Annotated in this window: 12 protein-coding genes and 1 pseudogene; 5 read left to right on the forward strand and 8 right to left on the reverse strand. The window is 73.5% G+C overall.

Annotated features, from left to right (window positions below):
- The first annotated feature begins 14 nt into the window (after positions 1 to 14).
- A complete protein-coding gene (locus tag ACQEVC_RS05385) occupies positions 15 to 542 on the forward strand; it encodes a sigma-70 family RNA polymerase sigma factor (protein WP_432873885.1) in 528 nt (175 codons plus the stop codon).
- The gene (locus ACQEVC_RS05390) at positions 539 to 1,627 is read left to right on the forward strand and encodes a hypothetical protein (RefSeq protein WP_432873887.1); all 1,089 of its coding nucleotides are present in this window, start codon (positions 539 to 541) and stop codon (positions 1,625 to 1,627) included. Before ACQEVC_RS05385 ends, ACQEVC_RS05390 begins: the two co-directional genes overlap by 4 nt.
- A gap of 23 nt (positions 1,628 to 1,650) precedes the next feature.
- On the opposite strand, the gene hemB is transcribed toward ACQEVC_RS05390, so the two are convergent.
- From hemB to ACQEVC_RS05415, 5 genes and pseudogenes are all read right to left on the reverse strand, one after another.
- On the reverse strand, positions 1,651 to 2,634 hold the full coding sequence (hemB, locus tag ACQEVC_RS05395) for a porphobilinogen synthase (RefSeq protein WP_432873889.1): 984 nt from the start codon (positions 2,632 to 2,634) through the stop codon (positions 1,651 to 1,653).
- 159 nt (positions 2,635 to 2,793) lie between these two features.
- A complete protein-coding gene (locus ACQEVC_RS05400) occupies positions 2,794 to 4,374 on the reverse strand; it encodes a uroporphyrinogen-III synthase (protein ID WP_432873891.1) in 1,581 nt (526 codons plus the stop codon).
- Positions 4,371 to 5,336, reverse strand: a complete 966-nt coding sequence (gene hemC, locus ACQEVC_RS05405; RefSeq protein WP_432873893.1) for a hydroxymethylbilane synthase — start codon at positions 5,334 to 5,336, stop codon at positions 4,371 to 4,373. Before hemC ends, ACQEVC_RS05400 begins: the two co-directional genes overlap by 4 nt.
- A gap of 220 nt (positions 5,337 to 5,556) precedes the next feature.
- Positions 5,557 to 6,882: pseudogene (locus ACQEVC_RS05410) on the reverse strand (glutamyl-tRNA reductase); the annotation flags it as partial.
- Complete coding sequence (locus tag ACQEVC_RS05415) at positions 6,879 to 7,742, reverse strand: redox-sensing transcriptional repressor Rex (protein WP_432873894.1); 864 nt, start codon at positions 7,740 to 7,742, stop codon at positions 6,879 to 6,881. The pseudogene ACQEVC_RS05410 and the gene ACQEVC_RS05415, both read right to left, overlap by 4 nt.
- Positions 7,743 to 8,341: 599 nt before the next feature.
- Between ACQEVC_RS05415 and ACQEVC_RS05420 the strand changes: the two genes are divergently transcribed.
- Both ACQEVC_RS05420 and ACQEVC_RS05425 read left to right on the forward strand, forming a co-directional pair.
- Positions 8,342 to 9,652: a sensor histidine kinase gene (locus ACQEVC_RS05420; protein ID WP_432873895.1), complete on the forward strand. Its 1,311-nt coding sequence runs from the start codon at positions 8,342 to 8,344 to the stop codon at positions 9,650 to 9,652.
- 104 nt (positions 9,653 to 9,756) lie between these two features.
- The gene (locus ACQEVC_RS05425) at positions 9,757 to 10,419 is read left to right on the forward strand and encodes a LuxR C-terminal-related transcriptional regulator (RefSeq protein WP_432873897.1); all 663 of its coding nucleotides are present in this window, start codon (positions 9,757 to 9,759) and stop codon (positions 10,417 to 10,419) included.
- Positions 10,420 to 10,583: 164 nt separating this feature from the next.
- Here the strand turns inward: ACQEVC_RS05425 and ACQEVC_RS05430 are convergent, their stop codons facing one another.
- The 3 genes from ACQEVC_RS05430 to ACQEVC_RS05440 all read right to left on the reverse strand — a co-directional run bounded on the left by ACQEVC_RS05430 (position 10,584) and on the right by ACQEVC_RS05440 (position 13,282).
- Positions 10,584 to 11,225, reverse strand: a complete 642-nt coding sequence (locus ACQEVC_RS05430) for an HAD family hydrolase (protein WP_432873899.1) — start codon at positions 11,223 to 11,225, stop codon at positions 10,584 to 10,586.
- 148 nt (positions 11,226 to 11,373) lie between these two features.
- Positions 11,374 to 11,631, reverse strand: coding sequence for a glutaredoxin family protein (locus tag ACQEVC_RS05435; protein WP_432873901.1), 258 nt, complete (start codon positions 11,629 to 11,631; stop codon positions 11,374 to 11,376).
- Positions 11,618 to 13,282, reverse strand: coding sequence for an AMP-binding protein (locus ACQEVC_RS05440; RefSeq protein WP_432873903.1), 1,665 nt, complete (start codon positions 13,280 to 13,282; stop codon positions 11,618 to 11,620). Before ACQEVC_RS05440 ends, ACQEVC_RS05435 begins: the two co-directional genes overlap by 14 nt.
- A gap of 758 nt (positions 13,283 to 14,040) precedes the next feature.
- On the opposite strand from ACQEVC_RS05440, the gene ACQEVC_RS05445 reads away from it, so the two are divergent.
- On the forward strand, positions 14,041 to 14,907 hold the full coding sequence (locus ACQEVC_RS05445) for an ECF subfamily RNA polymerase sigma factor, BldN family (RefSeq protein WP_432891043.1): 867 nt from the start codon (positions 14,041 to 14,043) through the stop codon (positions 14,905 to 14,907).
- Positions 14,908 to 15,078: the final 171 nt, after the last annotated feature.

Below are 15,078 nucleotides of genomic sequence, written 5' to 3' on the forward strand. Positions count from 1 at the left end.
CGCGTGTACCGGACATGGAGGCAGTGGCCAGCGAGCCGGTCACCGGCCCGGCCGGGCATGTCGCGGCCGAGCCGTTCGACACGTTCTACCGGGCGCACAGCGACCGGGTCTACCGCGCGCTGGCGCTGAGCCTCCGCGACGACGGTCTGGCCCGGGAGGCGACCGACGAGGCGATGACCCGCGCCTACGCCCGGTGGGACCGGGTCCGCACGCTGGACAACCCGGCCGGCTGGACGTACCGGGTCGGTCTCAACTGGGCGACCTCCTGGTGGCGGAAGTTGCGCCGGGAGCGGCCGCCGGTCAGCGAGGATCGGCATCCGGTGGCTGTCCCGCCCGATCCGGCGGCGCTGGCGGCCCGGGACGCCCTCGACGAACTGCCGTTGGCCCAGCGCACCGTCGTGGTCTGCCGGGTGCTGCTGGACCTGTCGACGGCGGAGACCGCGGCCGTGCTGGGAGTCAGCGAGGGGACCGTGAAGAGCCGGTTGGCCCGGGCATTGGCCGCGCTGCGGACGGCGCTGACCGAGGAGGAAGACCAGCGATGAACGTCGTACCTGACGAGCTGGCGAGGGCGGTCCACCGGGCCGCGACGGCCGCGACGGCGTACGACGGGAGCCCGGATCTCGTCCGGCGGCGCTGGCGGGGCCGGCGGCGGCGCCGGCTCGCCGTGGCGGCCTGCCTGGTCGCGGCCGGGGTGGCCGGCGTGCCGGTGCTGGCCGGTCAGTTGCTCGGCAGCGCCGGTGGACCCACGGCGGTCACCGATGACGGGCGGTCGACGCCGTTCCAGCGGCTGCTGGTCGGATCGGCCGACTGGTACGCGACGGGCTTCGTCCAGGCCAACCCGAGGGGACCGGGAGAAATCGGCGAGATCGGCTCCGACGGCCGGTTCAGCCGCCACGCGGTGCCGGCGGACTGGAGCCAGGGCATCGGGCTGCCCGACGGCCGAATCGTCGGCCTGCTGCGCTCCGACGCGCGGGAGGGCCTGCGACCGGGCGAGCGACTGTCGATCAGGCTGGTGCTGCTCGGCGCGGACGGTGCTGTCCAGGCCGACCGCCCGCTGCCGGCCCGGCCGGACACCGTGTTGGTGGGCGCCACCGGCCGGACGGCGTACCTGCTCCGGGGTGGGGCGATCCTCGGCCACGAACTCGGCACCGGGCGGGAGTCGCAGGTGTTGGCACCGGCGGGGGAGGTCGTCCACCCGCCCTGGGCGGTCCGCGGGGACCTGCGGGCCGGGCTGCTCGCCGTGCCGGACGCGGACGGGCCGGACTGCGCGATCCAGGTGATCGACCTGGCCGACCGGCGGCTCCGCGCGCACCTGCGGATCGACCGGGCCTGCGCCGCCACCGTCCGGTTGTCCTCGGACGGCCGGCTGCTGGCGGCGGTCTACGCACGCCCGGCGGAGACGGGGGCGGGCCTCGACCACCGGGTGACGATCCTCGACGTGCCGACCGGGGCGGTCCGGGCCGACCAGCCGCTGCGCCTCGGCGTGTCGCCGGTGGGGCCGGGCAGTCTCGTCCCGCTGGTCGGTATGGCCTGGAACGACGCCGCGACGATCCGGGTCGCGACCGGCCAGCCGGGTGCGACACCGGTCGACGGCGGGTTCAGCATCACCACCGTCACCGCCCGGTAGCGCCGCGCCGGGCGGAGCCGCGCTCAGTAGCGGTCGCGGAGCATCCGGGCCGCCTCGACGGCCCAGTAGGTGAGGATGATCTGGGCACCGGCCCGGCGGATCGAGGTCAACGTCTCCAGCACCGCCCGTTCGCGGTCGATCCAGCCGTTGGCCGCGGCGGCCTCGACCATCGCGTACTCACCGGAGATCTGGTAGGCGGCGACCGGTACGTCCACCTCGGCCCGGATCGCGGCGAGCACGTCGAGGTAGGGCAGGGCCGGCTTGACCATCACCAGGTCGGCGCCCTCGGCGACGTCGAGGCGTACCTCCCGGAGCGACTCCCGCAGGTTGGCCGGGTCCTGCTGGTAGGTGCGGCGGTCGCCCTGCAACGACGACTCCACCGCGTCCCGGAACGGGCCGTAGAACGAGGAGGCGTACTTCACCGCGTACGCCAGGATGCCGGTGTCGGTGTGCCCGGCGGCGTCCAGCGCCCGCCGCACCACTCCGACCTGGCCGTCCATCATCCCGGACGGCCCGACGACGTGCGCCCCCGCCTCGGCCTGCGCCACCCCCATCTCGGCGTACGCGGCCAGGGTGGCGTCGTTGTCGACGGTGCCGTCCGGGGCGAGCAGCCCGCAGTGCCCGTGCGAGGTGAACTCGTCGAGGCAGAGGTCGCTCATCACCACCGTGGCGTCGCCGACCTCGGCGATCACGTCCCGGATCGCCACGTTGAGGATGCCGTCCGGGTCGATGCCGCCGGAACCGGTCTCGTCCTTCTCGACCGGCACCCCGAAGAGCATGATCCCGCCGACGCCGGCGTGCACCGCCTCGGCCGCCGCCTTGCGCAGCGACTCCCGGGAGTGCTGCAACACTCCCGGCATCGAGGCGATCGGCCTCGGCTCGGCCAGCCCCTCCTTGACGAACATCGGCAGCACCAGCTCCGCCGGGGCGAGCCGGGTCTCCTCGACCAGCCGGCGGATCGCCGGGGACCGCCGCAACCGGCGCGGGCGGATCTCTGGGTACGACATGACCACTCCTCACGGCCGACCGGCCGGCACCCGACCCGGCGTCTGCCGGGCCACCGGGACCGCCGACGGCCCTGTGCCGTCGATGGCGTCCTAGGACCGATGGTGCCTCAGAACCGAGCGTGCTTCACAACAGATGGCGCTACACAAATCCGACAGAGATTACCGGAACCGCAGCGCGGTCGGGCCCTGGACCTTCGAACCCCGGCGCTGCTTCGCCGGCATCGCGGCCAGCTTCTCCCGCAACTCCACCGCGTAGGACGCGAGCGCCTCGACCAGGTCCGGCACCGAGGCGTGCGCCGGCTGGGCGTCCACCCGCAGGCCGAACTCGGTGGCGGTCTCCGCCGTCTTCGGGCCGATCACCGCCACCACCGTCCGGGCGTGCGGCTTGCCGGCGATGCCGACCAGGTTGCGCACGGTCGAGGAGGAGGTGAAGAGCACCGCGTCGAAGCCGCCGGACTTGATCGCGTCGCGGATCTCGGCCGGTGGCGGCGCCGCCCGCACGGTCCGGTAGGCGGTCACGTCGTCGACCTCCCAGCCGCGCTCGGTCAGCCCGGCCGCCAGGGTCTCGGTGGCGATGTCGGCGCGGGGCAGCAGCACCCGGCCGACCGGGTCGAGGATCTCGTCGTGCGGCGAGAACTCGGCGAGCAGCCCTTCCGAGGACTGCTCTCCGGAGGGGATCAGCTCGGGCTGGATGCCGAAGGCGCGTACCGCGTCGGCGGTCGCCTCACCGATACAGGCGATCTTGACGCCGCCGAAGTGCCGGGCGTCCAGACCGTGCTCGGCGAACTTCTCCCAGACCGCCCGGACGGCGTTCACCGAGGTGAAGATCACCCAGGCGTACCTGCCGTCGACCAGGCCCTTGACCGCCCGCTCCATCTGGGCCGGGGTACGCGGCGGCTCGACCGCGATGGTCGGCACCTCGCACGGGATGGCACCGTATTCACGGAGTCGGGCACTCATCACCCCGGCCTGCTCCTTGGTGCGCGGCACCAGCACCTTCCAGCCGTACAGCGGGCGGTTCTCCCACCAGCTCAGCTTGTCCCGGTGCGGCACACCGGCGCCCAGGGTGAGCACCACCCGGCCGGTGAAGCCGAGCGCGGCGGCGACGAAGCTGTCCACCGTCGAGGTGGTGGTGTACTGCGTCTCCCCGGTGCCGTCCCCGGTCACCGCGACCGCGGTGGAGCCGTCCACCCCGACCGCGAGCAGTCCGTCCCGGACCGCGGCCAGGTCACCGGCGTCCACCGCCAGCGCGAGTGAACCACGGCCGACCGCCGCCGCCAGCGCCTCGAAGTCCATCGCGGTGACGTCGTCCACGTCGGCGGCGGTGCGTACCCCGGACAGCGGTACCCCGGCGTAGGTGGCCACCCCCTCGGCCTGGCCGACCCCCGGCACCACCTCGAAGTGCACGGCGGTACGCGCCACCGCCTGCACCTCCTTGACCACGGAGTCGTGCCCGAACGGGTCACCGGCGACCAGGTGCACGGCGGTCAGCCCGGACCGGGCCGCCGACAGCAGCACCTTGGCCACGTCGCCCGGCGCCCCCTCGGCCGGGGTGAACTGGGCGTCCTCCTTGGCCTCGGCCTTGACCGCCGTGAGCAGGGCCTCCGGGACGCTGCGGTCGTACACCACCTGGTCGGCGTCGATCAACGCGCCGTGCGCCCGGCGGGTCAGCAGGCCGGGGTCACCGGGGCCGGCCCCGACGAACGCGATGCGGCCTGCGGGCTTACGGGTGCCGATCATTCTGTAGCTCCAAAATGCTGGGTCCTCGCGCCGGATTCCTTGGGCGCCCCGAGGATCGAGTCGGCGCCGAGGTCGAGGAGTTCGGCGGCGAGCGCCTTACCGATCTCCGTCGCCTCGGCGGGCGTACCGGTGCGGGACAGCCGGATGTCACGGGTACCGTCCGGGCTGATCACCGCCCCGCGCAGGTAGATCTCATCGCCGTCGTCGCCCTCGGCGACTTCGGCGTACCCGGCGACCGGCGCACTGCACCCGGCCTCCAGGGTGGCCAGAAATGCCCGCTCCGCGGTGACCGCGGCCCGGGTCGGTGCATGATCGAGTACGCCGAGCAGCTCGACCAGTTCCGCGTCGTCGACCCGGCACTCCACCGCCAGCGCCCCCTGTGCGGGTGCCGGCAGCATCAGCATCGGGTCGAGGGTCTCGCTGATCTCCTCGGCGCGGCCCAGCCGGACCAGCCCGGCCCGGGCCAGCACCACCGCGTCGAGATCCGCGTTCGGGCCCCGCACCCGGCCCACCCGGGTGTCCACGTTGCCGCGGATCGGCACCACCGTGAGCTGGAGCCCGAGCGCGTGCAACTGGGCGATCCGGCGCAGCGCACCGGTGCCGACCGTGGCACCGGGCGGCAGCTCGGCGAGGGTACGGCCGTCCTTGGCGACCAGCGCGTCGCGCGGGTCCTCCCGGGGTGGTACCGCCGCGATGTGCAGCCCGGCCTGACCCGCCGTCGGCAGGTCCTTGTAGGAGTGGACGGCGAAGTCGATCTCGTTGGCGGCCAGGGCGTCCCGCAGCGCGGAGACGAAGACCCCGACACCCAACCGGTGCACCGGGGCACTGGACCGGTCGCCGGCCGTGACGACCTCGACCAGCTCGACCTGGCGGCCGGTCGCCGCCGTCACCGCATCGGCGACGGTCCGGGACTGGGCGAGGGCGAGGGCGCTGCCCCGGGTGCCGAGCCGCAGCGCGGTCATGCCGGCACCCCGATCCGCCCGGCGAGGTCCGCCCACCCGGTGCCACCGGTCCGGCCGGCGGGGGCCTGAACCTCGGTCATCGTTTTCCTCCGGATTGCTGTCGGGGCACCGGCGCGCGCAGGGCGGGACCGGCACCTAGGCCGGGCTGACCGCCGATCTCCGGCGGGCCGCCGAGGCCGGGCAGGCCGGCGAGACCGGTCAACCGGCTGCCGGCCGGTACTCCGGCCAGCTCGGCGGCGGCCAGTTCCGGCACGGTGTCCGCCTGTGAGGTGATCGGCACCTCCAGGTCGAAGAGTTCCCGGAGCAGGGCGGCGTACTGGTCACCGCCGGGCTCCGCGGCGAGTTGCCGGACCCGTACCGTCGGCGAGTGCAGCAGCCGCTGCACCACCCGGTGCACCGTGTGGCTCACCTCGGCACGCTGGTCGTCGGTGAGGTCCGGCCGGCGCTGGGCCAGCCGGCGCAGTTCGGCGGTGACCACCTCGTCGGCCCGGGCCCGCAGCGCGGCCACGGTCGGCGCGACGTCCGCGCCGCGCAGCCAGGTGAGGAACGCCTCGACCTCGGAGCCGACGATCCGGGTGACGGCCGCGGTGTCGGCGGCGGCCGGGCCGATCGGCTGGGCCGCGGCCAGCCCGTCGATGTCGATCACCATCGCGCCGGGGAGTTCGGCGACCGCCGGCTCGATGTCCCGGGGTACGGCGAGGTCGAGCAGCACCAGCGGGTCCGGCCGGTCGGCCGTGCGCTCCCGCAGCGCCCGGTCCACCGTCTCCCGGGTGAGGACCGGCTCGATCGACGCGGTGGCGGCGACTACTATGTCCACTGTGGAAAGGGCGGTCGGGAGCTCGGCGATCGGCACCGCCGTCGCGCCGTACGCCTCGGCCAGCCGGAGCGCCCGGTCGTGACCCCGGTTGCTGATCTCCACCGGGCCGGCGCCCAGCCGGGAGAGCGTGGCCACGGCCAGCGCGCCCATCGAACCGGCCCCGACCACCAGCACCGGGCGGCCCTCGATGTCGCCGCCGAGGTGCGTGGCGGCCAGGTCGAGAGCGGCGCTGACCACGTTCTGCCCGGCCCGGTCGATGTCGGTCTCGGCGTGCGCCCGCTTCCCGACCCGGAGCGCCTGCTGCATCAGCTCGTGCAGCAGCCGGCCGGGCGCCTCGGCCTCGCTCGCGGCATGGTAGGCGTCCCGGAGCTGGCCCAGGATCTGCGCCTCGCCGACGACCATCGAGTCCAGCCCGGCGGCGACCCGGAAGGCGTGCTCCACCGCCGCGCCGTCGTAGTGCACGTAGAGGTGGTTGGCCAGCTCGGCCGGGGCGGCCCCGGCGTGCCCGGCCAGTACCGCGCAGATGTCCCCCAGCCCGCCGTGGAAGCCGGTGACGGCGGCGTAGACCTCGACCCGGTTGCAGGTCGAGACGACGACCGCCTCGCCGACGTACGGCTGGGCGAGCAGCCGGGCGAGGATCTCCGGCAGCTCGGTGCCGGCGACGGCCAACCGCTCCAGGATGGCGACCGGCGCGGTGCGGTGCGACGCACCGACGACAAGCAGATTCATGAACCGACCGCCTCCGCGTTCGTCGACCGGAGTGTCCCGGCGGGCGCTGCCTCGGTGGTGCCGGTGGCGGCGAGCCCGCCGGGCAGGGCGGTCAGCCCTGCCGGGGCGGCGCCGCCCCGCGTGGTGCCGTTCGGTGTGCCCAGCGCGGTGCCCGGTCCGGCGGTCGCCGGCAGCCCGGTCAGCGCCGCCTTGCGGTGCTCGTGGAAGGAGAGGATCTGCAGCTCGATCGCAAGATCGACCTTGCGGACGTCGACCCCGTCCGGCACCGCCAGCACGCACGGCGCGAAGTTGAGGATGCTGGTTACCCCGGCCGCGACCAGTTGGTCGGCGACGCTCTGCGCGGCGGTGGCCGGGGTGGCGATCACGCCGATCGCGATGCTCTCCTCGGCGGCCACCTGCGGCAGCTCGTCAATGTGCCGGACGACCAGTCCGTTGATCATCTCGCCGAGCCGGGTCGGGTCGGCGTCGAAGAGCGCCGCGATCCGGAAGCCGCGGCCGGCGAAGCCCGCGTACCCGGCGAGGGCGTGACCGAGATTACCCACACCGACCAGGGCCACCGCCCGGCACTGGGTGAGCCCGAGCACGAACTCGATCTGGTCGATCAAGAGGGCGACGTCGTAGCCCACGCCCCGGGTGCCGTACGACCCGAGCTGCGAGAGGTCCTTGCGCAGCTTCGCCGAGTTGACCCCGGCCGCCGCCGCCAGCTCCTCGCTGGAGACCGTGTCGTTGCCGGTTTCCGCGAGATTGTGCAGGGCACGTAGGTATTCGGGGAGCCGGGCGACCGTCGCCTCAGGGAGATCCGGAAGCGCCGGCACGGCACCGGCGCGGCCGGGCGTGCCTACGGGGCGGTGCTGACTCATGCGACTCCGTGCCGTGCGATCTTCGACCAGCCGGACCGGCGGGTCGTTCCGGTGGACCCGCTGGCGACCGCTGTGACCGGCTGTGCTAGCAGGGCTCGTCGGAGTAACAGAGTAGGCGCTTGTGAAGACACGCACAAATCGCGATCTTGATAGACCGCGATAACGCCCCACCTGGGCCTCCACTTACAAGATCAGTTCGCGACCCAACCGGAGCCGTCACGGCGATTATTACCTAAGTCCGACTTATCTGACCAACTCGCCGCTACCGCGCTGGCCGATCGGCCAGCTCTTTCCGTCGAGCCAGCAATCACGACGCGCCGCGGATTTCCTGAACCCACCATTACATTCGACGACAAACCCTTGGCGCCCAGGGGATTGCCGGCTGCCGGACTTCCGATCCGAACGGCGCCCGGGGAGCCCGACCGGACGGGCAGGGCACGGTGGTGACGGCCGAGGGGCCCGCCGCCGTCGTCCCTTCCGGCGCTCGCCCGCGCCGACGAGGGGGCGCGCGGATTTCGTCCCGGGTGGGGACAGCCCTACCGTGAAGAGGCCAGCCGATGGGATGGGGACCGACCGCGCCGATGCCTAGCGTCGAGAACATGACCACGACCACCGCCACCAGCGTGGCTGCCGGTGCCGAACCCGGCGCCGGCCGCACCGTGCTACGCCAACTCGCCATCGACTCCGGCTATGTGTTCCTCGGCCTCCCCCTCGCACTGGCGAGCTTCGTCGTGCTCGTCACCGGGGTCGCGCTCAGCGCCGGGCTGGCAGTGACGGTGACCGGGCTGCCGATCCTGGCCGGCACCCTCTACGCGGCCCGGGGGTTCGCCGACATCGAACGGCTGCGGATGCCGGCGGTGCTCCGGCAGCCCCGGGTACGCCCCAACTACCGCACCGCCGAGCCCGGGGCCAGCGCCTGGCGGCGGATCTTCGTACCCATCGCCGACGCGCAGTCCTGGCTCGACCTCGCGCACGGCTGGGTACGGCTGGTGGTGGCGCTCGGCACCTTCGTGATCACCGTGGTCTGGTGGGCCGGTGCGATCGGCGGCTCGCTCTACTGGGCGTACGACTGGGCGATCCCGCAGAGCCCGGGCGACGAGGGCCTGCCCGAGCTGCTCGGACTGGGTAACACCGCCGCCGCCCGGATCGGGTTGAACACCGCGCTCGGAGTGTTCTTCCTGATCACCCTGCCGCTGGTGGTCCGGGGCTGTGCCCTGATGCAGGCCGGGCTCGGCCGCGCGCTGCTGACCGGGGTGGCGGAGATGCGCAACCGGATCACCGTACTGGAGGAGCAGAAACGGGCCGCGGTCTCGGCGGAGGCCACCGCGCTGCGCAAGTTGGAGCGGGACATCCACGACGGGCCGCAGCAGCGGCTGGTCCGGCTGGCCATGGACCTGAGCCGGGCGCAGCAGCAGCTCAACTCCGACCCTGAGGCTGCCCGGCAGACCCTCGGCGAGGCGCTCGCGCAGACCCGGGACACCCTCGCCGAGCTGCGCGCACTGTCCCGGGGCATCGCCCCGCCGATCCTGGTCGACCGAGGCCTGCCCAGCGCTCTGGCGGCGCTCGCCGGGCGCGGCCTGATCCCGGTCGAACTCGCCGTCGACCCCCGGCTCGGCACCGCGGACGGCCGGCCCGACCCGGCGATCGAGTCGACGGCGTACTTCGTGGTGGCCGAGGCACTGACCAACGTCGCCAAGCACAGCCGGGCCACCGAGTGCTGGTTGACGGTGACCCGCGAGCAGCGGTCGCTGCGGATAGTGGTGATCGACGACGGCGAGGGCGGCGCGCACCTCTCCAAGGGACACGGCCTGGCCGGGCTCGCCGACCGGGTACGCGCCAACGACGGCACCCTGACCGTGCTCAGCCCGGTCGGCGGGCCGACCGAGATCCGGGCCGAACTGCCGTGCTGAGCGCCTCCGGCACCCCCTCCGACACCGCACCGGCACCGGCCGGGGCCACGCCCGACGGCCGGGAATGCCCGCCGGACGGGCCGGCGGTGGTAGACAACAACATCATGCGCGTAGTGATCGCCGATGACGCGGTCCTCCTCCGGGAGGGTCTGATCCGCCTGCTGACCGAGCACGGCCACGATGTGGTGGCCGCGGTCGGTGACGGTACGACCCTGGTCGAGGCCATCGTCACGCACCGCCCGGACGTCTCGATCGTGGACGTCCGGATGCCGCCCTCGCACACCGACGAGGGGCTGCGGGCGGCGGTGGAGGCCCGACAACGGGTACCCCGGACCCCGATCCTGGTCCTCTCCCAGTACGTCGAGGTGTCGTACGCCGACGACCTGCTCGCCACCGTCAAGCCCGGCGGCGTCGGTGGGGGTGGGATCGGTTACCTGCTCAAGGACCGGGTGGCGGCGATCGACGAGTTCCTCGACGCGCTACGCCGGGTGGCCGGCGGCGGCACCGTGCTCGACCCGGAGGTGGTCGGCCAGCTACTCGTCCGGCGGCGCCGGGACGACCCGCTGCGGCAGCTCACCCCGCGCGAGCGGGAGGTGCTCGGGCTGATGGCCGAGGGCCGGTCGAACACCGCCATCGCCCGGGCCCTGGTGGTCAGCGACGGCGCGGTGGAGAAGCACGTCCGGAACATCTTCACCAAGCTGCAACTGCCGCCGGACGAGGAGCAGCACCGCCGGGTCCTCGCCGTCCTCGCCTACCTGCGCGGCTGACCCGACCCGCCGGGCGGGACCCGCACCGGGAGGCGTGACCCGGCCCGCCCGGGTCGCCAGCCCGGGAAGCGTGACCCGGCCCGCCCGCGCGCCAGCCCGGAAGCGTGACCGGGCCGGCGACCCGGCGCAGTTCCCGGCGTCGGCCAGGGGCGCAAGCCCAGAGGTCAGTCCAGTTTGGCGGCCAGTTCGACGGCCTCGGTGAGCGAGTCGGCCACCGGCCAGCCGCCGGCACGCAGCCGGGCCGCGTCGGTGAACCCACCGGTGTAGAGGACACAGCGGGCGCCCACCGAGTCGGCCGCCTCGGCGTCGTCGATCGAGTCGCCGATCAGCACCGCCGACGTTCCCTCGATACCGAACGCCGCCAGGTGCCGGGCCAGGTGGCTGGCCTTGCGCTCGCCGCCGACGGTGCCGCGCAGGCCGTCGACCCGGCGGAACACGGCGGTCAGCCCGTACCGGTCGACCGCCGGCACCAGCTCCTCGTGGAACCACATCGACAACAGCGACTGGGTACCGGTCCAGGTCTGGATGGCCTTGGTGGCGTCGGCGGCCAGCGCGCAGCTGGCCAGCCCGACCCGGTACGCCTCGTGGAAGAGCTGGTCCAGCCGGCTGAACTCCTCGGCGTCCACGGCCCGGCCCAGCACCTCGGCGTAGTAGTCCGCGATCGGCCGGCGGAACTGCGTACGGTGCTCCTCGGCGGTCACCTCGGGCCCGCCGGCACCGGCCAGGGCCACGTTGGTGGCGGCGACCACCAGGGTCAGGTCGTCGAGCAGGGTGCCGTTCCAGTCCCAGACGAGGTGCTCACGCATCCGAGCACGATACGCGGAGACCCCGACCGGGCCCACGGCTGCGGCCGGACGGCGGGACGGGAAGTCACCGACGTCACACCCGGGGCCGGGACCGTCGCGCGGGGGCGGCCGGTTGCGAGAAAGGCGCTCAGGCGCGGGCGAAAAGCGGTCAGGCGCGGGGGGCGGTCAGGTCGCGGAGCAGGCGCTCCTCCTCGACCCGCCAATAGCCGTGCTCCAGACCGTCGAGCAGCACCACCGGCAGCCGGTCGCCGTACTCCCGCTCCAGCTCCAGGTCGCCGGTGACGTCCAGCTCGGTCCACCGGTCGCCGGTCACCGCCACCACCCGGTCCACCGCCTCCTTCGCCACCTCGCAGAGGTGGCAGCCGGGCCGCGTGATCAGGGTCAGCCGTGGCTCACTCGTCGTCACTCGCGCCCCTTTGCCGGATCACCGATCTGCGTACCCGGCCGATCGCGGAGAGCGGCAGGGACCCGACGAACTCTATCCTGCTCGGGCACTTGAACCGGGCCAGGCTGCCGGCGCAGTGCGTGGCCAGCTCGGCGGCCGAGACGCTGCTCCGCGGGGCCCGTACGACGTACGCGGTGACCGCCTCCCCGGCCACCGGGTGCGGTACCCCGAACACCACCGACTCGATTACCTCCGGGTGGGCGCCGAGCACCCGTTCGACCTCCTGCGGATAGACGTTGAAGCCGTTGACCAGGATCAGTTCGCCGAGCCGGTCCACCAGGAAGAGGTCGCCCCCGGCATCGGCGTACGCCACGTCGCCGGTCCGCCACCAGCCGTCCGGGTCCGGCCCGCCGTGCCCGTCGGGCCAGTAGCCGGAGAAGAGGTTGGCGCCCCGGACCACGATCTCGCCGGGGTCGGTGCCGGGCGAGGAGAACTCCAGGTCGGGCTCGTCCGCGCTGTCCCCGTCGTCGGCCGGCTCGACGGTGGAACCGTCCCGCCACAGCTCCTCGCCGTCGGCGGCGACGAGCCGCAGTTCGACGCCGGGGATCGGCCGGCCGATCGAGTTCGGCTTTGCCGTCGGGCCGGAGAGCGTGGTGGTGAGCACCGGAGCGGTCTCGGTGAGGCCGTAGCCGACCTGGATCTGCCGGCCGGTCGCCTCGGCGAACCGGGTCGCGCCGCCGACGGCCAACGGGGCGGCGCCGCAGATCGCGACCCGCACCGAGGCCATCGCGGTGCGCAGCGCCGGCCCGGCCGGCACCCCGGCCGCCGCCGGGGCGTCCGGCAGCATCGTCCAACCGAGAAACATCGACGGTACGCCGACCAGCACGCTCACCCGGCGTCGGGCGACCACCTCCAGTACGGCGGCCGCGTCGAACCGGTCGACCAGCACCCCGCACGCCCCGTGGTACGCCACCGCGCCCAGCCCGGCGTTCAGCCCGTACGCGTGGAAGAGCGGCAGGGCCAGCAGCACCCGGTCGTCCGTGCCGACCACCGGCGGGGAGATCCGGTCGAGCTGCTCGTGGTTGGCGAGCAGCGCCCGGTGGGACAGCATCGCCCCCTTCGGCTCGCCGGTGGTGCCGGAGGTGTAGAGCAGCACCGCGACCGCCTCCGGGTCTGTCCGGATCGGCCCGTCGGCCGGGTCGCCGCCCGGCACCACCCTCGGGCCCGGTTCCGGCAGTGCGGTGTGCAGTTCGGTCAGTGCCGGCAGCTCGGCCCGTACCCCGTCGACCGCCGCCCGGACCTGTTCGGTGCAGATCAGGACGCCCGCCGCCGAGTCGGCCAGGATGTGCCGCAGCTCCGGACCGGTCAGCGCCGGGTTCACCGGCACCGCGACCAGCCCGGCCCGCTGGGCACCGAAGAACGCCACCGCGAAGTCGGGCGAGTTGGGCAGTGCGATGGCGACCCGGGCCGGATGGCCGTCGGCCGGCCCCGCGACCCGGCCGCGCAGCGCGGCGGCGACCCGGTCCACCGCACTGTCCAGTTCGGCCCAGCTCAGTACGCCGTCCGGCCAGAGCAGTGCGGGTCGGTCGGGTCGACTGGCGGCGGCCAGGCGTACCCGGTCGGCCAGGGTGACCGCGGCTGGCTCGGCGGGGGTGTCCGGTCCATCCTGCACGGTCGCTGAGTCTGGCACAGTGCCGGGCGCGACGCGTACTCCGACCGCCGCCGGTGCCCAGCGGTCGCCCAACCGGCCATTCCGGACCCGCCGGTGCGCCACACGCCGACGACGTCGGTGGAAGTTCTCTCGACGTGGAACTTCCCTCGACTTCTCCGCTTACCCGGGGTACGGTCCAGCAGACCGTAACGGGTTTCGGATCTCGGCACCCCCAGCACGGTGGACTTCTCCTAACACGTTCGCGGCGGCACGCCCAAGGCTCGCCGCGCATTGGCGTGTTTCCACGTTTCCCCTGCTCAGAGCCCTCACTACCGCACTGTCAGGCATCTGACAGCGCACAAGCTGTGCGCCCCGTTCGGGTGGCTTCTGGAAATACTTTGGCTCTGTGTAACGGACTTGCCGCACATGGGTGACGTTGGCCCTATCATCACTCGGGTCGGCTCACCCCTTTTGCCGTGAGTCGACACCCCTCAGCCCGAGGAGGCCGCCGTGCCTGTGAGAGCACTGCACCAGCAGCTGTGGGGCGTGTGCCGTCGTACGGCGCACCCCGGAACTGCCGTGCCGGATCGCGCCGACCCCGGCGTGGGTACGGCCCCCATCGCGGCCGGGTCCCGGCGACCGGTCCCGCGGCCTCGGCCGGCCGGGGAGGTCCAGTGAGCACATACGGATACGTCGGCGGAGCGACCGGCGGCGCCCCCCGGAACACCCGCCTCGCCCTGACCGAGGGCCTCGACCGGCTCCGCGTGTCCATGGACGACATGCTGAGCCTGGCGGTACGCGGCGACGGCGGCTCGAAGCGGACCCGGAACCGCCCGCATCCGAACGAGACCCCACCCCGGCACAACACGCCGGGCGGGAACGCCCGTCCGGTCGGCGGCCGGGTGGCCAGTCCGACCCGGCCGGCCATGCCCGCCCAGCCGGGCGCCGCGGCACCGCCCACCCAGCCCGCGACGTCGGAGACCGAGACCGCGGTGCTGCCGGTGGTGCCGGCGACCGAGGAATCGACGGGTTCGGGCGGTGGCTCGCCGACCGGTTATCCGGACCGGCCGGACCCGTCGGATCCGGCCCGGGAGGTCTGGGCACTGGTGGAACGGGCCCAGGCCGGCGAGCCCGAGGCGTTCGGCCTGATCTACGACCGGTACGTCGACACCGTCTTCCGGTTCGTCTACTTCCGGGTCGGCAACCGGCAGCTCGCCGAGGACCTCACCTCGGACACCTTCCTACGGGCACTGAAACGGATCGGCAGCTTCACCTGGCAGGGCCGTGACCTGGGTGCCTGGCTGGTGACGATCGCCCGGAACCTCGTCGCGGACCACTTCAAGTCCGGCCGGTACCGCCTGGAAGTTACTACGGGTGACGTTCTGGATGCGGACCGCGAGGATCGGGGGCCGGAGGGAAGCCCGGAGGCGGCCGTCGTCGAGCACATCACCAACGTCGCCCTGCTGACCGCGGTCAAGCAGCTCAACCCCGAGCAGCAGGAATGCATCGTACTGCGATTTCTACAGGGTTTCTCGGTGGCGGAGACGGCCCAGGCGATGGGCAAGAACGAGGGCGCGATCAAGGCTCTGCAGTACCGCGCGGTCCGGGCACTGGCCAGGTTGCTGCCGGACGGATTCCAGCCGTGAGGCGCTGTCACGGCCGCCGTTCGCGCTCCGTGACTCCGCTCACTCTTCGTAGTATTTCCCGCCGCCGGCCCGTAACCGGTCGACCCCGCCGACCGTTTGTCCGGGTGCGACCGGCGGTTGGCCTGACATCCCTCCGGCCGGTCGGCCGGAGAGCGGATCCGGCCTCGGGCA

It is taken from the genome of Plantactinospora sp. CA-294935 (assembly GCF_050936445.1).
Classification (GTDB): domain Bacteria; phylum Actinomycetota; class Actinomycetes; order Mycobacteriales; family Micromonosporaceae; genus Plantactinospora.